The organism is Virgibacillus sp. GM2-2, assembly GCF_055329585.1.
In genome coordinates, this window is record NZ_JBUZWC010000003.1 from 123,788 (window position 1) to 142,381 (window position 18,594).

General features: G+C 38.1%; 18 protein-coding genes. 1 reads left to right on the forward strand and 17 read right to left on the reverse strand.

Going from position 1 to position 18,594, the window contains the following annotated elements:
- Positions 1 to 3: 3 nt before the first annotated feature.
- The 7 genes from ACY9Z2_RS05655 to smc form a co-directional block, all read right to left on the reverse strand.
- On the reverse strand, positions 4 to 393 hold the full coding sequence (locus ACY9Z2_RS05655) for a YlqD family protein (protein ID WP_463608645.1): 390 nt from the start codon (positions 391 to 393) through the stop codon (positions 4 to 6).
- Positions 394 to 467: 74 nt separating this feature from the next.
- Positions 468 to 695, reverse strand: coding sequence for a KH domain-containing protein (locus ACY9Z2_RS05660; RefSeq protein WP_463608646.1), 228 nt, complete (start codon positions 693 to 695; stop codon positions 468 to 470).
- A 14-nt stretch (positions 696 to 709) separates the two neighbouring features.
- Complete coding sequence (gene rpsP / locus ACY9Z2_RS05665; RefSeq protein ID WP_463608647.1) at positions 710 to 982, reverse strand: 30S ribosomal protein S16; 273 nt, start codon at positions 980 to 982, stop codon at positions 710 to 712.
- Between the two features lie 415 nt (positions 983 to 1,397).
- Positions 1,398 to 2,744 (reverse strand): signal recognition particle protein, encoded by a 1,347-nt coding sequence (ffh, locus tag ACY9Z2_RS05670; RefSeq protein ID WP_463608648.1) that lies wholly within the window; start codon positions 2,742 to 2,744, stop codon positions 1,398 to 1,400.
- A gap of 13 nt (positions 2,745 to 2,757) precedes the next feature.
- Positions 2,758 to 3,087 (reverse strand): putative DNA-binding protein, encoded by a 330-nt coding sequence (locus ACY9Z2_RS05675; protein ID WP_463608649.1) that lies wholly within the window; start codon positions 3,085 to 3,087, stop codon positions 2,758 to 2,760.
- A gap of 69 nt (positions 3,088 to 3,156) precedes the next feature.
- Positions 3,157 to 4,152, reverse strand: a complete 996-nt coding sequence (gene ftsY, locus ACY9Z2_RS05680) for a signal recognition particle-docking protein FtsY (RefSeq protein ID WP_463608650.1) — start codon at positions 4,150 to 4,152, stop codon at positions 3,157 to 3,159.
- Positions 4,153 to 4,169: 17 nt separating this feature from the next.
- Positions 4,170 to 7,736 carry a chromosome segregation protein SMC gene (gene smc, locus ACY9Z2_RS05685; protein WP_463608651.1) on the reverse strand — a complete coding sequence of 1,189 codons (3,567 nt, stop codon included), beginning with the start codon at positions 7,734 to 7,736 and terminating at the stop codon, positions 4,170 to 4,172.
- A gap of 695 nt (positions 7,737 to 8,431) precedes the next feature.
- Between smc and ACY9Z2_RS05690 the strand changes: the two genes are divergently transcribed.
- Positions 8,432 to 8,656, forward strand: coding sequence for a DUF1128 domain-containing protein (locus tag ACY9Z2_RS05690; protein ID WP_463608652.1), 225 nt, complete (start codon positions 8,432 to 8,434; stop codon positions 8,654 to 8,656).
- A 97-nt stretch (positions 8,657 to 8,753) separates the two neighbouring features.
- Here ACY9Z2_RS05690 and ACY9Z2_RS05695 read toward each other — a convergent pair whose 3' ends face one another.
- The 10 genes from ACY9Z2_RS05695 to sdaAB form a co-directional block, all read right to left on the reverse strand.
- Positions 8,754 to 9,317, reverse strand: a complete 564-nt coding sequence (locus ACY9Z2_RS05695) for an AAA family ATPase (protein WP_463608653.1) — start codon at positions 9,315 to 9,317, stop codon at positions 8,754 to 8,756.
- Positions 9,318 to 9,463: 146 nt separating this feature from the next.
- Positions 9,464 to 10,147, reverse strand: a complete 684-nt coding sequence (gene rnc, locus ACY9Z2_RS05700) for a ribonuclease III (protein ID WP_463608654.1) — start codon at positions 10,145 to 10,147, stop codon at positions 9,464 to 9,466.
- A 67-nt stretch (positions 10,148 to 10,214) separates the two neighbouring features.
- On the reverse strand, positions 10,215 to 10,451 hold the full coding sequence (acpP, locus tag ACY9Z2_RS05705) for an acyl carrier protein (protein WP_463608655.1): 237 nt from the start codon (positions 10,449 to 10,451) through the stop codon (positions 10,215 to 10,217).
- 346 nt (positions 10,452 to 10,797) lie between these two features.
- The gene (fabG, locus tag ACY9Z2_RS05710; RefSeq protein WP_463608656.1) at positions 10,798 to 11,538 is read right to left on the reverse strand and encodes a 3-oxoacyl-[acyl-carrier-protein] reductase; all 741 of its coding nucleotides are present in this window, start codon (positions 11,536 to 11,538) and stop codon (positions 10,798 to 10,800) included.
- Positions 11,539 to 12,480, reverse strand: a complete 942-nt coding sequence (gene fabD, locus ACY9Z2_RS05715) for an ACP S-malonyltransferase (RefSeq protein ID WP_463608657.1) — start codon at positions 12,478 to 12,480, stop codon at positions 11,539 to 11,541.
- Entirely contained in the window at positions 12,477 to 13,484 is a 1,008-nt protein-coding gene (gene plsX / locus ACY9Z2_RS05720; RefSeq protein WP_463608658.1) for a phosphate acyltransferase PlsX, read from the reverse strand. Before plsX ends, fabD begins: the two co-directional genes overlap by 4 nt.
- A gap of 100 nt (positions 13,485 to 13,584) precedes the next feature.
- Positions 13,585 to 14,154: a transcription factor FapR gene (gene fapR / locus ACY9Z2_RS05725; protein WP_463608659.1), complete on the reverse strand. Its 570-nt coding sequence runs from the start codon at positions 14,152 to 14,154 to the stop codon at positions 13,585 to 13,587.
- A 401-nt stretch (positions 14,155 to 14,555) separates the two neighbouring features.
- Positions 14,556 to 16,589 (reverse strand): ATP-dependent DNA helicase RecG, encoded by a 2,034-nt coding sequence (gene recG, locus ACY9Z2_RS05730; protein WP_463608775.1) that lies wholly within the window; start codon positions 16,587 to 16,589, stop codon positions 14,556 to 14,558.
- Between the two features lie 5 nt (positions 16,590 to 16,594).
- Positions 16,595 to 17,479: an L-serine ammonia-lyase, iron-sulfur-dependent, subunit alpha gene (sdaAA, locus tag ACY9Z2_RS05735; RefSeq protein WP_463608660.1), complete on the reverse strand. Its 885-nt coding sequence runs from the start codon at positions 17,477 to 17,479 to the stop codon at positions 16,595 to 16,597.
- 24 nt (positions 17,480 to 17,503) lie between these two features.
- On the reverse strand, positions 17,504 to 18,166 hold the full coding sequence (sdaAB, locus tag ACY9Z2_RS05740) for an L-serine ammonia-lyase, iron-sulfur-dependent subunit beta (protein WP_463608661.1): 663 nt from the start codon (positions 18,164 to 18,166) through the stop codon (positions 17,504 to 17,506).
- Between the last annotated feature and the right edge of the window lie 428 nt (positions 18,167 to 18,594).

Here is an 18,594-nt window from a genome sequence, read left to right on the forward strand (position 1 = left end):
CTACTATTCATCGATTCGAACAACGACATCATCTTTTATGATGATTGCTGTCTCCCCCATCAATTGATTCCAATGCGTGCCAACCTTAACCTCAACAAGAGCTTCAACTTCTTTTTCGGTAATTTCACTACCCAGCTCTAGCATATCTAATTGCTCCAACTTAAAATCAACCAGCTTCATCTTTTCTTTTCGGTTTTTAATTTCTTGGTGAAAACGCTGGGATACTTCCTGCTTTGAAGTACCTTGCTTATTTTGCAGTTTTCGCTGTTCAAATAACAACTGTTGACACTCTTGTTCAAGTCGCATTTTATGATTTGTAAAATTTCTCTCAAGCTTCTTTTTACTATTCTCCGTAATGACTTGTTTTACTAACACTTTTTTCATTATTTTCATTCGAGCACCTCTTCGTCTAAATAGAAGATTTACAAAAAATAATGTACAAAAAGGGAAAGGTATACCCTTTCCCTTTACATGATATCCAAATATATACGCTTGTTTGCATCCGATTTTGCTGCATACACAACGGTACGGATTGCTTTTGCAATACGTCCATTCTTGCCAATAACTTTACCCACATCGTCTTGATGAACAGTAAGATGATAAATGATTTTTGATTCCTCTTCTGTTTCTGTTACAACGATGTCTTCTGGATGGTCGACAAGAGGTGTAACAATGGATTCAATTAGGGCTTTCATGATATCACACTACTTTACTTTTGATTTTTCATGTCGTGGAATTTTGTCATGATGCCTTGTTTTGAGAAAAGGTTACGCACTGTGTCACTTGGTTTAGCACCATTTGACATCCAGTTAAGCGCTTTTTCTTCATCAATCTTAACTTCAACCGGGTTAACTACCGGGTTATATGTTCCAATTTGTTCGATTTGACGTCCGTCACGTGGAGAACGTGAATCAGCTACAACGATACGATAAAATGGATTTCTTTTTGATCCCATACGTTTTAAACGAATTTTAACAGCCATGTTCTTGCACCTCCAATAAAAATGTTTTACATTAGAAAACTTGGCTTATCGCCAAGCCTTTAATGGCGAAAGCCTTAGTTGCTCTTATGCAGTAAGAAAGTAGTTATATTTTCTTACCTGCCAAGTTTAGATTCTATCAGATAAATTATAGTCTGTAAAGTGTTTTTACATTACATTAAAAAAACTGTGTGATTCTCAGGTTTAAATGCATCAATAGGTAGTTAATTAGTTTATTAGTGGACATACGTTCCGCTATTTGGACACCGCTGATCAGTCGCCTCCGCTTTTCTCTGTCTAGCTGCATGGGCTAGCGGTTCGTGACGTAAGCAATAGACACTCCGAGCACAAACCCGGTGCTCTACGGTCTCTTGCTTACGCATTTCACCGCTGAGCAAGCTCATTTCACTTTTCTATCCTACATAAACGGGAACTTCATTCCGCCTTTGCCTTTTTTCCCTTTTTGCATGTTGGTCATTTGTTTCATCATTTTCTTCATTTCATCAAACTGTTTCAATAGTCGGTTTACTTGTGAAACGGATGTACCAGAACCTGCAGCAATCCGCTTTTTACGGCTTGCGTTCATTACACTTGGCTCTTGGCGCTCTTTCTTTGTCATCGATTGAATAATTGCTTCTACATGCGCAAGTTGCTTTTCATCTAGTTGCGCGTTCTTCAAGCCCTTCATTTTCCCTGCACCTGGCATCATTGCTAAAAGGTCATCAAGTGGACCCATTTGTTTTACCTGACCCATTTGCTCTAAGAAGTCATCAAATGTAAATGACATCGTACGCATTTTCTCTTCTAATTCTTTTGCTTGCTTCTCATCTACATTCGTTTGTGCTTTTTCGATTAATGATAGAACATCCCCCATACCAAGAATACGAGATGCCATACGATCTGGATGGAATGCTTCTAATTGATCAAGTTTTTCACCCATACCAGCAAATTTAATTGGCTTGTCAGTTACAGCCTTAATAGAAAGTGCCGCACCTCCACGTGTGTCACCATCAAGTTTAGTTAATACAACACCTGTAATATCTAATTGCTCATTAAAGCTTTCAGCAACGTTCACAGCATCTTGCCCAGTCATGGAGTCAACTACCAAGAAAATTTCATCTGGTTTAACGCTTGATTTTATGTTTTGTAATTCATCCATTAATTCATTATCTACATGCAATCTACCTGCTGTATCAATAATGACATAATCGTTGTGCTCTTCCTTAGCTTGTTCAATTGCTTTAGTAGCAATGTCAACTGGATTTGCATCGGTACCCATTGAAAAAACAGGCATATCTAGTTGTCCGCCCAGTGTCTCTAATTGCTTGATTGCTGCTGGTCGATAAACATCACACGCTACTAGCAATGGCGAACGATTATGTTTTTTACGTAATAAATTTGCAAGTTTCCCAGTAGTTGTTGTTTTACCAGCACCTTGTAAACCTACCATCATAATGACTGTTGGTGACTTATCCGCTACTGCGATCTTACTTTGTTCTCCGCCCATTAGCTCAGACAACTCGTCTTTTACAACTTTAATTACTTGTTGTCCTGGAGTGAGACTTTCCATAACTTCTTGACCAGTCGCGCGTTCCTTAATTCGATTAATTAAATCCTTTACAACCTTAAAGTTTACGTCCGCTTCGAGTAATGCAAGACGTACCTCTCTTGTCATTTCTTTAACATCTTGTTCGGATACCTTACCTTTTCCGGTAATTTTTTTAATTGTACTTTGTAAACGGTCGGCCAATCCTTCAAATGCCATAGAAGGTGTCCCCCTAATCTATTTCTTTTAATTGATTAATCATACGTTGTGTTTCGTTTGTTATTGCATTTTCATTAACATCTCGCTCAATTTTATCTAAAAGTTCCATTCGAGCTTGAAATTTACTGTATAAACGCAGCTTTTCCTCATATGATTCAAGCATCTGTTCCGTACGTTTAATATTATCATAAACCGCTTGTCTTGAAACCTCGGATAGTTCGGATATTTCACCAAGCGAATAATCCTCCAGGTAATACATTTCCATGTAATTTCGCTGTTTAGGTGTAAGTAATGATTGATAAAAATCAAGCAAATAATTAATCCGTGTTGTTTTCTCTAACATTCCAAACACCCCTTGTTAAGTGAAATACCTTTACAAAATATCATAACGAACCGGGCTTTTGTCTGTCAACTACTCGCCATCGTCCTCTAGCATATCAGCAAATAGTCCATATACAAAGGCATGTGCGTTGAACTTCTGTAAATCTGTCATCTTTTCTCCCAGTCCTACATATTTAACTGGAATTTGCAATTCGTTACGAATAGCAATAACTATTCCACCTTTTGCAGTACCATCTAACTTCGTTAATACAATTCCTGATACATTTGTAGCTTCTTGGAAGGTTTTTGCCTGACTCATTGCATTTTGTCCAGTGGTTGCATCTAATACAAGCAATACCTCGTGCGGAGCATTTGGAACTTCGCGCTCAATTACGCGCTTTACTTTTGACAGCTCATTCATTAGGTTTACTTTATTTTGTAAACGACCAGCAGTATCACAAATTAAGACATCTGCATCACGTGATTTTGCCGCTTTGATGCCATCAAAAATAACTGCAGCTGGATCACTGCCAGCACTTTGTTTAATCACATCAACACCAGCTCGCTCACCCCAAACCTCTAACTGTTCAATTGCCCCAGCTCGGAATGTATCACCTGCTGCTAATACTACTTTCTTGCCTTCAGATTTTAATTGATGTGCTAATTTCCCAATCGAGGTAGTTTTTCCAACACCATTCACACCAACAACCAACATGATTGTTAATTCATTTTGTTGAATGTTTAATTCTTCGATTGATTCGTCATCTTCACCATAATAGATCTCAACTAATTTTTCTGAGATTACTTCTTTTATATCTTTCGTATCTTTGATATTTTGACGTTTCACTTCCATTTTTAGTTCATCAATCAAATCCATTACGGTCATAACGCCAACATCCGCACTAATCAGTACTTCTTCCAATTCTTCAAAGAAGTCTTCATCTACTTTTCGATATCTAGCAATAAGATCATTAATTTTGCTTGAAAAAGAGTTTCTTGTCTTGGTCATACCTTCTTTATATTTTGTGGAAACTTCTTCTTCGTCATTTTGTTTAAACGTTTTTTTCAACTTATCCATGAAGCCCATTTACATACATTCCTTCCTTAAGAACCTACTAATTCTTTTGTATCTTCCAAACGAACGGAAACCAATCTTGATACGCCGGATTCTTGCATCGTAACACCATACAAGACATCCGCTTCTTCCATTGTTCCTTTTCGATGTGTAATTACGATAAATTGTGTATTCTTACTATACATTTTCACATATTTTGCAAAGCGAGCAACATTTGCTTCATCAAGAGCTGCTTCCACCTCATCCAGTACACAGAATGGAACAGGGCGAACACGTAATATCGCAAACAATAACGCAATTGCCGTTAACGCTCGTTCACCACCGGAAAGTAAACCTAAATGCTGAAGCTTTTTCCCTGGTGGTTGGGCAATGATATCCACTCCTGTTTCCAACATATTTTTTGGATCAGTTAACTTCAACTCAGCGTTTCCACCACCAAAAAGTTCCTTGAATACAATCGCAAATTCATCTCTGATTTGTGAAAAAGTCGAATCAAACCGTTTCTGCATTTCCTCGTCCATTTCAGCAATGACAGAAAACATTGTTTCTTTCGCATGCACAAGATCATCCTTTTGCTCAGAAAGAAACGTATAGCGCTCTTTAATTCTGTCATACTCATCAATCGCACCTAGATTTACAGTACCAAGGTCATCAATTGTCTTTTTAATTTGCTGGACACTTGCCTTCGTTTTTTCCATATCGTCCGTTTTAGGAAATTCTTCCTTCGCACGCTCATACGTAAGCATATATTCGGTCTGCAGATGGTTTAATCTATTTTCTAATTCTACATCGAGGCGATTAGATTTCACTTCTTTTGATTGGATCTGTTTAAGTATTTCTTGATGTGCTTTATTTTCTTCCTTAATTTCTCGCTCCGTGTCCTGAACAAATTGTGTCAAATTACTCCGAGTTTGGCGTTTTGCTTGGATACTTTCTGTTAGCTGATTTTTTTCTTCATGATAGTGATCAATACTTGTTGTAATTTCCTCTTCTGTCACTTCATTTTCTTTCAGATCAATGAGCTCGTGTAACTTTTCACTATAGACATCCAATTGTTGCTTTTCTTTATCAATAACTTCTCTCAGTTCGTTCGTTTTATATCGCTGATTTTTAACTCGTTCTTCTAACTCCGCCAACAAAATTTGCTTTTGATGAAAATCATGTTGGATTTGTTCTTTATTTTCACGAAGCTTATTTTCTTGCTCACCTAATTCATCAATTTTATGTTGAATTGCTTCGATCTCAGTTTCAGTACGTGATAATTCTTTTGTTAATAACTGCCTGCGATTCACTAATTCTTTTTCTTCTAGCTCAAATTGCTTTTTATCCTGATCATATATCGATAGATTGCTGTTCACAGACGATAGTTTCATTTCAACGTGATTAGCACTTGCTTTCATTTCCTGTATCGCCTGTTGAGCTTCAAATAAATTTTCCTGCGATTGTTCCAACAAGCGTTCATTTTGTTCGATGGAATCTTTTGCGTCTTGCACTTTTTTCTCAAAAAGCTTGGTCTTTTTCGTAAAGTCAGCAAGTTTTTCGGTGACCTCTTGCAGATCCTGATCTCGGGTGAAAAGTGATTGGTTTGTTTTCTTTGCTGCACCACCCGACATCGAACCACCAGGATTGACAACATCACCTTCAAGAGTTACGACTCGAAATTTTCGCATAAGTAGTTTTGCTATTTCATTGGCATCTTTAAGTGACTTCGCAATAATGACATGACCCATCAAGTGATCCACAGCCTTTTTATACGTTTCTCTACATGATACGAGGTCTGCTGCAACACCAATAAATCCTGAATGATTTTGCACTTGAGCTAATAGATTTCCAGAAATGAAACGAGGTTGAATCGATTGCAACGGTAAAAATGTTGCTCGACCTTTATTTAAATCCTTCAACCATTTAATAGCTTCACGTGCTGACTGATCGTTCTCGACTACAATATGTTGTGCTTGTCCGCCTAAAACTGTTTCGATTGCATATACATACTTCTTCGGCACGTCGACTAACTCAATCACAGCACCATGGATACCAGATAGTTTTCTGTCATCACGCGCTTTTAAAACTGCTTTAACACCATGAAAAAAACCTTGGAAATCCTCTTTCATTTCTTCTAGCATTTCTTTTTTTGATTTCATTTTCTCTAAGAATTGGTATCCTTGGTTTAACTTGTCTTGCAATTCTTGAAAATTGTCTTTTTCTTGTGACAACTTATCCTTATCGGTGCTAACTTCTTTCTGTTTTTCAGTATACTGTGCTTGTAAGCTTTCTAACGCTTTTGAAATGGTAGACTTCTCTTCCTCTAACGTTTTTCTCGACTCTAAAATATCACCATTTTTTTCTTCTTGGCGTTGCTTTTTAAGGGTTAATTGATTTAATTGCTGATCGATGGACTGTTTTTCGTTTCGGTTTGCAGCACGCGTATTCAAGTACTCAATATATTCGGATTTTAGTTCTTCAATTTGATCAGCAATGGATTCTTTATCTGTTGTCAATTGCTTTTCTAACGTGACCACTTCTTGTTTTACACCATCGCGCTTATTCGTAATCGTTGCAAGTTCTTCTTTCTCACCCCGTAATTCAAGCTCAAGGTTGTCAACACGCTGCTGTGTTTCTGCTCTGTCATTTTCTAATTGTGCACGATTTTCTTCATAATGCTTCAAGCGTTCCTGAAACACATTTCGTTTTCCTTCAAATTGTTCAAGCCTTTGTGTTGATTCTAATAATGATGCCTGAATCGCTTCAATTTCTTCGTCAAGCGCGTTCATTTTCCTACGTTCTTCCTCAAGGTTTGCTTCACGCTTTTGAATGGCAGTCTTCACTGTTAGTTCATGCATTTTTTCTTTTTCTAGTTGCTCAAGCAATTCTTGCCATGTTGTATGTAGGTTTTCAATCTCCGTAACCATAAGGGAGACTTCTTCCTGCTTTAATTGTTCCATTGCGGCATTATACTGCTTCGCTTTTGTTGCTTGTTCCTCAAGTGGTCCAAGCTGTTGTTCAATTTCATGGATGATATCTTCCACACGATTTAAATTTTCTTGTGTTTCCGCTAATTTATACTCTGCCTTTTTTTTACGATGCTTATATTTTAAAACTCCGGCAGCTTCTTCAAAAATCGTCCGACGCTCTTCTGCTTTGGAGCTTAAAATTTCCTCTACTTTACCTTGGCTAATAATGGAAAACGCTTCCCTACCAAGACCAGAATCCATAAATAAATCAACAATATCCTTTAGTCTGCACGATTGTTTATTTATATAAAACTCACTGTCACCAGATCGATAAACACGTCTAGTAATGCTAACTTCTTCATAATCAAGTGGTACTGCCTGATCATGATTGTCAAGCACTAGTGTAACTTCCGCAACATTTAACGCTCTTCTAGTTTCGCTACCTTGGAAAATAATATCTTCCATCTTGGACCCACGTAATGATTTTGCTGATTGTTCACCAAGCACCCATCTAATCGCATCGGTTATATTACTCTTTCCACTTCCGTTAGGGCCGACCACTGCAGTTACACCTGGAACAAAGTCCACCTGAATACGTTCTGCAAAAGATTTAAACCCCATACTTTCTAATCGTTTTAAATACATAAACACTCTCTCCTAATTGAACCGAGATAATCATAACCAACACATAGGTGTCATTAACTACTGCCCATTTGTATCTTTATTATTTGAAAAATTCCTTTGCTTATAGCCATCGCATTAGAAGTAAATTGCGAACTAGTGATAATTCATAATAACTGGCTATCGCTACGGAAAAACACTACGCTTTCCGTGGGCAGCTGATGAGCCTCCTCGAGCTTACGCTCTGCGGGGTCTCATCTAGGCTTCTGCTCCCACAGGAGTCTTCGTGTTTTTCCTCTGCTAAATCTGTGCATCATTCTATTTATTTTTTGCTTGTTTCTTAATAATGAACAATAATAATAATTAGCCATTAGTAGGCCAGTTGATTGGAGCGTAGGACAGTCGTCTCCTGCGAGAACAGCGCGAGCTGAAGACCCCGCAGAGTGGTTTTCTCGAGGAGGCTGAAGCCGTGCCCGCGGAAAGCGACTATCCGCAGCGGAAATCAACGTTGCTGTTATCAGATAATTTGAATTGTCACTAATTCGCACTTTACGGATTTTGCGCCAAAACAACTATCTTTTAGAAACAAGCCTTAATTATAATTTGGTTTTTTAACGCATTTATTTTATCATAAATACTGTACCAAAAGAAGTAAGGAATAGGTTTTACCGTGTACATACGCAGTCTTTTCTAAAAAAATACATTACGAGGTGTAAAAAATGAGTCTTGAAAAACCAACAAATGAGAATTTAGCAGTACTATTGGATGAGTTAGGTGAACGATTGAACGTTGTAAACAGATCGATACTACAGCCGGAAGATTACGATCTAGAGAAATATGATGATATAAAATTTATGTATGATATTGTTGTTCAAAAAGGACAATTGAGCGCTTCAGAGACTCAAGCATTTATTGATGAGTTACGATCGGTAAGAAAAGCATAAATAGCTTTCATTAAGTTAGATGGCAAGTATTTTTATTAATGCTTGCCATCTAACTATCACTAAAAACTGCATTGACGATCACTCCTCAATATCTTCTTTATATCGTTTTTATGGTACGAATTACTTTATGAACATCATCTTCATTTTTAATCACAAACAAATAATCTGCCTCTTCTTCTACTGGATCCGTAACATCACCTATACCCGTTTCAGCCTGCTGTCGGGAAAGTACTTCCTCAAAATTAGATGCACTTCTAAATATAACTGTACTACGTTCACTCTTTGAAACTCGCTCTTGAAGAATATGGTCTGGGATATCAAAATGGACAAGAATGCGGATAAATTCATTTTTATTAAATAACTTTTCAAGAAGATACAATCGACCTGCTCGATTTCGATTTGAGTTGCAAACAATAAGATGAAAATTTGTGTTTTCAATGGCATAGTCGACTATTAGCTGCGAAATGGCGTGCTTTAGTGTATTAGGTCCATCTTTTGGTTGTAATTTTTTATAGTAAGTATTGATAAATTCAGCATGGTTATCCTGGTCCATTACAAACGAATTGATCAATTCTTTTTCTAATGCTCTAGCAAAAGTAGTTTTCCCGCTATGGGTTTTACCAACTGTAATGATAGCTAATCTTTTCATGAAGTACTCCATTCTTCATTATTTTAATTTTATAAATGCATGCTATATAAGTTTAACATAGCTTTATGTAGAAATATTTGTATATTCAAAATAAAATAAGAGGTACAAATCTTAATAGACATGTACCTCTATAAAACAGTTACATATTAAATTTTTAACTAATCATTAAACGTATCTAATGCATGTTTTGCTGCGCGTTGTTCCGCTTCTTTTTTCGTTTTTCCTATTCCAGAACCTGCTTTTTTATTTTTCACGTATACTTCAGTTACAAACTCCTTGCTATGTGAAGGACCTTTTTCACCGACTATTTTGTATTCGATTGATTGGTTTTTATCTTGCTGAACTAATTCTTGGAGTTGGCTTTTATAATCCATCGCATGCGAAAAAGCACCGGTACTGATTTTCGGAAAAATAAATTCTTCTAAGAAATCTAATGCTTTCGCAAATCCTTGATCTAAGTACAGAGCACCGAGAAAGGATTCAAATACATCAGCTAATAATGCAGGTCTTTCCCGTCCGCCAGTTTGTTCTTCACCTCTACCTAGATAGATATGCTCACCAAAGCCAAGATCCCGCGAAAAATTTTCTAGTGATGCTTCACAGACAATCGCTGCCCGCAATTTCGTCATTTCACCTTCAGGCATATTCTCATTATTTCGGTATAAATATTGGGAAACGCCTAGCTCTAGTACGGCGTCACCTAAAAATTCTAACCGTTCATTATCCGAAAAACCTTTTGACTGATGCTCATTCACATACGATGAATGTGTAAAAGCTTGTTTTAATAATGCATGGTTATTAAATGTTATATTCAATTTCTCTTCAAGTTGTTTAACATCCATGATTGTCACCTACTTCTGTTAAATAGATTGAAAGCCTCGCACACTGCGAGACTTTCTTTATTCGTTATTAGGACTTAACACTGTTTATGTAGTTAACAGCATCCCCAACTGTATTAATTTTTTCAGCTTCTTCATCAGCAATTTCCATGTCGAATTCATCTTCCAGTTCCATTACTAATTCAACTACATCAAGTGAATCTGCATCAAGATCATCTTTAAAAGAAGCTTCCATTGTTACAGCAGATTCTTCCACTTCTAAACGTTCAACAATGATTGCTTTTACTCGATCAAACACGTCTGCCACAGTACTTCACCTCCTTTCAAAGTTCATTTTCCTTTTAATTAAAATCGTACACCGTAAAGTTTACGCTAATTTGCTCAATTGAGCTTAGCGGACTTAGGATTCGTTATTAGCCTGTAAACGAGCAAATTCTTAATGGTTGCGGACACAGGATTCGTTATTTCGGTAAAAAAGCTGTTTTTATACCTTGTTTTACGTAAATAACGTACTCTCTGTCCGCTTTGCCAGTAAATATACTCCAATTAAGATAAATAACGGATCGTGTGTCCGCTCAAGACACCATATTAACCAAATTGTCCTAACTCGTGGGCTAGCGATAAGTCATAGTCAGTGCTAATGACTAACGCCATTACATCACCATTCCACCATCAATGTGTAATGTTTGACCAGTCATGTAGCTAGCGTCATCAGATGCTAGAAAACGAACTACTTTTGCTACGTCTTCTGGTTGGCCAAGTTTACCTAAAGGAATCATACCAAGCATACCTACCCGTTGCTCATCCGTTAATTCATCTGTCATGTCAGTAGCGATGAAACCAGGTGCTACAGCATTTACTTGGATATTGCGTGATGCAAGCTCTTTTGCAGTTGATTTAGTCAAACCAATTACGCCAGCCTTCGCTGCAACATAATTTGCTTGTCCAGGATTACCACTTACACCAACAATCGATGATACGTTAACAATCTTACCGTTTTTTTGTTTCATCATTTGTCTAGTAACAGCTTTCGTGCATGTAAATACACCTTTTAAATTTGTGTTAATAACTTGGTCGAATTCTTCCTCTTTCATACGCATAAGTAAATTGTCCCGCGTAATTCCAGCATTATTTACTAAAATATCTAGTGAGCCAAATTGAGTAATAACTTCTTTGATCATATCTTTTACATCGGATTCTTTAGCCACGTCCGCCTGTACTTTAAATGCTTTTACACCGAGGTTTTCAATCTCTTCTACAACTGCTTGTGCCTTCGCTTCACTTCCAGCATAGTTTACTGCAACATTAGCACCTTGTTTCGCAAGCTCTAATGCAATAGCTCGTCCAATTCCTCTTGAAGCTCCTGTAACTAAAGCACTTTTACCGTTTAACATTTAAGCATCCCCCTTGTACCATGTAACGAATTCTTCCATGGATGATGGATCTTGAATTTCAAATGTAGGTATTTTTCGGTCAATCTTTTTAACTAAACCACTTAAAACTTTTCCATTTCCTACTTCAACAAATGCATCGATACCTTCGTCCATCATGTTTCGAATCGATTCTTCAAAACGTACTGGTGAGTACAACTGTTTTAAAAGTAGATCTTTAATTTCTTCGTGTTCGGTAACGGGAGATGCTGTAACATTAGCATAAACCGGAATATTCGAATCCGTTATCGAAATCTCCTCAAGCTTTTCTGAAAACTTTTCATTAGCAGCTTCCATCAATCTAGAATGAAACGGCCCACTAACATTAAGAGGTAATACGCGCTTAGCTCCAGCTTCTTTCAATGGCTCTATTGCTAAATCAATTCCTTCCTTCGATCCTGAGATAACAATTTGACCAGGGCAATTGATGTTCGCTAAGTCAACAACCTCTTCGGTTTCTAACGCTTTAAGCGTTTCTTCCACTTTTTCTACCGTTAATCCTAATACCGCTGCCATGGAACCTTTCCCAGCAGGAAATGCTTCCTCCATCAATTTTCCACGTGTTGCGACTAGCTGCACTGCTTCTTCTAGTGAAATGGCACCTGCCGCAACCAAAGCACTGTATTCACCGAGGCTATGGCCAACAGCCATAACTGGTTGAACCTCTGACTTCAAAAGCATCGTATGTACAGCAATACTGCTTAACAATAAAGCAGGTTGTGCATTTTGAGTAGCCGTTAATGTTTCTTTCGGCCCTTCAAACATAATATTCGATAAACCTATTCCTAATACGTCGTCGGCTTCCTGAAACATCTCTTTTATTTCTGGATATGCGTCATAAAATTCTTTCCCCATCCCAATATCCTGCGACCCTTGTCCAGGAAACATAAATGCTACACGTTTCATTCCTCTTCCCCCTTATTCAGTTCAATGGACGAAACCGTTTCTTTAATCGTTTCCGTCACATGCAAATCAACCATTTGGCAAGCCTGCTTTATTGCACTATGAATCGCCCGTCGATTCGAAGAGCCATGTGCTTTAATTACTGGCGCTGCAAGACCAAAAAGCCCGGCTCCACCGTATTCACTGTAATCTAAGTTTCCCTTTAACGCTTTTAAATCATTTTTCATCATACCTGCAGCGATTTTCGTTTTAACCGATGCCATAAACGTTTCTTTCAGCATATGGAACATTGCTTCAGCGGTGCCTTCAATCGTTTTTAGCGCAACATTTCCGCTAAAGCCATCGGTAACCACTATATCTGCTACTCCGTTAAGTAAATCTCGAGCTTCAACGTTACCAATGAAATTAATCGGTGCATCCTTTAGAAGTGCGAAGGTTTTTTTCGTTAGTTCATTTCCTTTTCCATCTTCTGTACCAACATTCAGCAACCCGACTGAAGGATTCGTAATTCCACGTACTTTTTCCGTGTAAATGGAACCCATTACTCCGTATTGCAATAAGTGCTGCGGCTTTGCATCAACATTTGCACCAACATCTAACAGCAAAAAACCTCTTCCATCAGTTGTTGGTAAAGTTGGACTGAGTGCAGGACGATCAATACCTGAAATACGACCGACACCAAACAAACCAGCACTCATCAAAGCACCAGTGTTCCCTGCTGAAATACACGCATCGGCACGTCCTTCTTTTACTTCTTTTGCCATCAAAACGAGTGATGCATTTTTCTTTTTACGTACTGCTCGTACTGGTTCATCTTCACTTGTTATCATTTCTTCTGTATGTATAATACTAATTCTTGTTTGATCAGTTAAATGCAAATTAATTTTTTGTTCATTACCGATCAACACAATTTCAAGGTTATTGTTTTGTTTAATAGCATCCATAGCTCCTAAAACAATCTCCTTAGGAGCGTGGTCACCACCCATTGCATCAATGGCTAATTTCATTGCAAATTTTCCCCTTTTTGTTCATTTTTAGAAAACTAGGATTATCGCCAAGCTTTAATGACGAAAGCATTAGTCGCCCTTGCACTGATATCCTTAAAACTTATACTTTCCCATCAGTGGAACGATACATATAAAACGTACCTTTGAATACAATTTCCTGATCAACGTAACTAGTAACACGTACGACTGTGTAGCCTTTAGCATTTCTACCTTCCACAACAGCCTTTGCAACAACACGTTCACCTTCCTTTACTTGGCGAGTAAAGGTTAGTTCTGTCTTCGCGGTTAACGCCAGCTCATCATTAATAACTGCAACCGCAAGTGAGTTTGCTTGCGCAAATAAATGATGTCCCCTAGCAATTTTGTTACGTGAAAAGACATGTTCTGCTCGAATATTCAAAATCGAAATAGCTCTTTCGTCTAGCTCTAGATCGATAACTTCTCCGATTACCTCTTCCAAAGGTAAAGCCTTCACTGTCTCATTCCATGAGTTCGTAGCGACTGATTTTATCCGCTCGCGTAACTCTGGAATTGCATGTTCCATACGATCAAGACGGATGGTCTGAATACTAACATCAAATTTACGTGCTAATTCTTCATCCGTAATAAAAGGTGTTGCATCAATAGTTTCAATTAACGTTCTTTGTCTTTCTAACTTACTAAGTTTCATTTACGACACCATCCACTGTTTATGGCCATTCCAAAAATAAAATAATCTAACCAGTATATAATCTACATATATTCAATCTGTTTATATGTCATTCACGTTAGCAAATGCTATTTTCAAAGTCATTGTTGTTCTTCCTCGAATTAAACTCCGCAGTAACCACTAGGTTATTTTCCGCTACAGAAAGTCGCTTTTATCACACAGATACAAGAGCAGCTCCCACTCATTCCCTAGTGTCTGCTTTGTCCTGTGTCCACTACTGAACAATCTTCGCCTCAGCTGTTCCAATAAGTGGACTTCACCGTAGATTTTTAAAAGGTCCTTTACATTAACTCATCATATAAAATTATGACTTGGTACTAATAGTAATATATAATAGGATGATTGAATTTGCAAGCAATCTTCTAATCAAGCTTACTGCGCATATAGGAATCATTTTCGAGAAGCGTATGCAACGCTTTATATTGCTCATACTCTTCCAATTTATTTGATTCGATTATGTCTTCTGCATCTTTTCTAGCTGTTTCGAGAGCCTTAAAATCATGGATCATATCCGCAACTTTAAATTCCGGTAGACCGCTTTGTTTTTTTCCAAAGAAGTCACCTGGGCCACGGAGCTTTAAATCCTGTTCAGATAGTTCAAAACCATTATTCGTTTCGGTCATGATCTTCATTCGTTCTTTCCCTATTTCTCCCTTTGGATCGGCGATTAGAATACAGTAGCTCTGTAGGTCACTCCGTCCAACACGACCACGTAACTGATGCAGCTGAGAAAGCCCAAAACGCTCTGCATCATAAATAACCATTACCGTAGCATTCGGCACATTAACACCAACTTCAACAACGGTCGTAGAAACAAGTACTTGAATTTCATTTGAAGCGAATTTTTCCATCACATTTTCTTTCTCGTCGGAAGATAATCTTCCATGCATTAATCCAACATTAACTTCTGGTGGATAATATTGCTCCAATTGATGATAAAGATCAACTGCATTTTGTATATCTAGCTTGTCCGATTCTTCTATTAACGGACAAATAACATACGCTTGTTCTCCATAGGATACCCGCTTTTCTATAAATCCTAGCACACGGTCTAATGTATTTTCTTTCGTCCAATATGTTTCAATTTCCTTTCGACCAGAAGGCATTTCATCAATAATAGAGACATCCATATCGCCAAATGCTGTTATTGCGAGTGTTCGCGGTATTGGAGTAGCGGTCATGAACAATACATCTGGATGTAGCCCTTTGTTTCGTAGTGAACGGCGTTGTTCCACTCCAAATCGGTGCTGCTCATCAACAATGACAAAACCTAAATCAGCAAAGACGACATCTTCCTGGATCAACGCATGTGTTCCGACAACAATATCTACCTCATGATCTTCTATCGCTTTCGTTATTTCTTTTCGCTTCTTTCCTTTTACGGATCCAGTTAACAGAACAATTGAAGCTCTGTCTCCAAACATATCACAAAGTGATTGATAATGCTGTTCTGCCAAAATTTCTGTCGGAACCATTAACGCACCTTGTCGATTCGCGGTAATGGTAGCGTATAAACAAATTGCCGCAACAGCTGTTTTCCCTGAACCCACATCACCCTGCAATAGACGATTCATCCTGTATGGTGACTTCATATCGGCTAGTATTTGGTTTAACGATTTCGTTTGAGCATTAGTAAGGGTAAACGGAAACGACTGAATAAATTCTTGAATCTTTGGTGGCTCATAGTGCTGCGCATTTCCACTAGTAGATTCCCGCTTCATTTTTCGTAACAGCTGCATTTTTAACTGAAATAACAAAAACTCCTCGTAAATAAATCGTCTACGGGCATGCTTCAAATGATTTCGGGATTTTGGAAAATGCATATTCAAAATAGCATGTTTACGGTCTGGTAACTTGTAGGAGGTTAAGTATTCGTCAGGAATAATCTCTTCCACTTCATTAATATATTCTTTAATGGCTGTACTCATCGTTTTTTTCAGCTTTATGTTAGTAAGATCACCTTTTAACGGATACATTGGTTGAATGGCCTGCTGTTCGCTGGCTGGTCCTTTTTTATAATTACTAACAGTAATTTGGAGCCTATGTGCATCCCATTTGCCAGTAAGTGTTACCGTATCATCAGCCTGTATTTGTTTCTTTGCGAATGCGCGGTTGAACATTACCACTTTAACAGCAATACCTTCTGTCTCAATGGTAAATGTAAGCCGCGACTTTTTTCGACCATAAAAAGAAAGAGAAGGATCATGGACTACCCTTCCCTCAATCGTTACCTTATCATCATGAATTAGTTCACTAAGCGGTTTTATTTCAAAAAAATCATAACGGGACGGGAAATAATAAAGTAAATCCTCGATTGTGAAAATGTTGACGAGCGACAATGACTCGGCAAATTTTTCTCCAACACCCTTCACCGTTTGTATCGATTCACTTAGCACTTCCATCACACTTTCTTGGCAGACGAACCAAATATTTTATCCTTAATCGCTTGACCTGTTGGAGTTCCTGCAAGTCCACCTTCTCCAGTTTCACGTAGGGCAGACGGCATTGATTTGCCGATTTTATACATCGCCCCGATTACCTCATCACATGGAATTCGACTCGTGACTCCAGCAAGTGCCATATCCGCCGAAACAATTGCAAGTGATGAACCAGCCGCATTTCGCTTTACACATGGTACTTCCACTAAGCCAGCAACTGGATCACAGACAAGTCCAAGCATATTTTTCAACGTAATTGCAAACGCGTCTGCTGATTGCTGTGGAGTACCTCCAGCCATTTCAACAATTGCAGCAGATGCCATAGCACCAGCAGAACCTACTTCCGCCTGACAGCCTCCGGCTGCACCCGAAATCATTGCATTGTTTGCTACAACGAATCCAAATGCCCCTGCAGTAAATAAATAACGAATCATTTGTTCACGTGTCGGGTTTAGCTGTTCTTTTACTGCGAATAACGTACCAGGCACACAGCCAGCGCTACCTGCAGTCGGTGTCGCACAAATTGTTCCCATTGCCGCATTTACTTCATTCGTTCCCATCGCTTTACTTACTGCATCAAGCATCAGGTTTCCAGATAATGGCGTTTTTTCTTTCATATATTTTTGAACTAAAACGGCATCACCACCGGTTAAACCAGTAACCGATTTCACACCTTTTAAACTATCCTCTATCGCTTGTTCCATTACTTCTAAATTTCTTTCCATGTTCGCATAAATTTCTTCACGCGATAAATTTTTCACATCCATCTCTTGACGGATCATAACTTCAGAAATCAATATATTTTCTTTTTCAGCTATTTCCACTAATTCTGCAACTGTACGAAACATGTAGAAAACCCCTTTCTATGATGATTAACTTACGATTTTCGCAATTTGGATAATATGATCTGCATCTTCTAATTCTTTGAGTACGGAATCGTCTACATTTTGATCAACTTCAATAACCATTAATGCTTCTTTACCTACGTCTTTTCGATTTACTTCCATATGACCAATGTTAATTTCATATTTTGCTAGAATCCTTGTAACAGATGCTATGGCTCCAAATCGGTCATTATGCATGATTAAAATTGCCGGATGGTTTCCAGATAAACGTAGGTCAAAACCGTTTAATTCAGTAATTTCGACCTTCCCACCACCAATGGAAATGCCGACAAGCTCTAACTCTTTATCATCCGTTCCAATAATTAATCGTGCAGTGTTTGGGTGAGCAGAAGCGACGTTTTCTTCAATGAACTCTATCTTCATGTTGCGCTCCTCCGCAATATCCAATGCCTTACTCATTCGCGTATCATCCGTCTCAAAACCTAACAAACCACCAACTAACGCAAAGTCAGTACCATGTCCTTTATATGTTTTCGCAAAAGATTCATAAAGATGAATCTTTGCCCATTTCGGTTCTTCGCCAAGCAAGTTCCGTGCAGCCATTCCAATTCTCGCCGCACCTGCTGTATGTGAACTTGAAGGTCCAATCATGACTGGCCCAATAATATCGAAAACAGAATTATATTTCATTAATGCCACCACCTAAATCATAATATATAACGGGAAACTCATTCAGTGGCAAGTCTAATACTTGACTACTGAATCGTACTTAAACGAATTGGACATTTACGAACTATCCCTTTTTAAGGGAATTTCACTGTCCGTTAACGTTAGATAAACCTACTATTCTAGTATTTATTATAACAAAAAGCGGCGAAATAATCATCTTTATAGTATCACGTGCTTTTGCCGAAAATCATCCTAAAGTTTTGTCTCCAAAGTTAGAAAAAAAGTTAGAAAATTCATCGGTCGATTATTTGTTCATTTTTTCCGTTCGTATATCTCCAGATTACCGAGTTTGTTCTGGTGTCTCTGCTTTGAGATTCATCTCAGCTAATGAGCACGAATTCAACCCAACTGTATACACTGTTGTATAGGAATTTCGAACGGGGGACGAG

Bases quoted from the DNA above. Each gene is read 5' to 3' on its own strand.
- ACY9Z2_RS05655 (WP_463608645.1), bottom strand. From the start codon at position 393: ATGAAAATAATGAAAAAAGTGTTAGTAAAACAAGTCATTACGGAGAAT.
- ACY9Z2_RS05675 (WP_463608649.1), bottom strand. From the start codon at position 3,087: ATGTTAGAGAAAACAACACGGATTAATTATTTGCTTGATTTTTATCAA.
- fabD (WP_463608657.1), bottom strand. From the start codon at position 12,480: ATGAAACGTGTAGCATTTATGTTTCCTGGACAAGGGTCGCAGGATATT.
- ftsY (WP_463608650.1), bottom strand. From the start codon at position 4,152: ATGGGCTTCATGGATAAGTTGAAAAAAACGTTTAAACAAAATGACGAA.
- rnc (WP_463608654.1), bottom strand. From the start codon at position 10,147: ATGGATGTTAAACAACTTGAAGAGAAATTGAATATAACATTTAATAAC.
- ACY9Z2_RS05695 (WP_463608653.1), bottom strand. From the start codon at position 9,317: ATGGAGTACTTCATGAAAAGATTAGCTATCATTACAGTTGGTAAAACC.
- smc (WP_463608651.1), bottom strand. From the start codon at position 7,736: ATGTATTTAAAACGATTAGAAAGTATGGGGTTTAAATCTTTTGCAGAA.
- ffh (WP_463608648.1), bottom strand. From the start codon at position 2,744: ATGGCATTTGAAGGATTGGCCGACCGTTTACAAAGTACAATTAAAAAA.
- rpsP (WP_463608647.1), bottom strand. From the start codon at position 982: ATGGCTGTTAAAATTCGTTTAAAACGTATGGGATCAAAAAGAAATCCA.
- plsX (WP_463608658.1), bottom strand. From the start codon at position 13,484: ATGAAATTAGCCATTGATGCAATGGGTGGTGACCACGCTCCTAAGGAG.
- fapR (WP_463608659.1), bottom strand. From the start codon at position 14,154: ATGAAACTTAGTAAGTTAGAAAGACAAAGAACGTTAATTGAAACTATT.
- sdaAB (WP_463608661.1), bottom strand. From the start codon at position 18,166: ATGAAATATAATTCTGTTTTCGATATTATTGGGCCAGTCATGATTGGA.
- ACY9Z2_RS05660 (WP_463608646.1), bottom strand. From the start codon at position 695: ATGAAAGCCCTAATTGAATCCATTGTTACACCTCTTGTCGACCATCCA.
- ACY9Z2_RS05690 (WP_463608652.1), top strand. From the start codon at position 8,432: ATGAGTCTTGAAAAACCAACAAATGAGAATTTAGCAGTACTATTGGAT.
- fabG (WP_463608656.1), bottom strand. From the start codon at position 11,538: ATGTTAAACGGTAAAAGTGCTTTAGTTACAGGAGCTTCAAGAGGAATT.
- sdaAA (WP_463608660.1), bottom strand. From the start codon at position 17,479: ATGTTTCGTACAGTTGCAGAATTAGTGGAAATAGCTGAAAAAGAAAAT.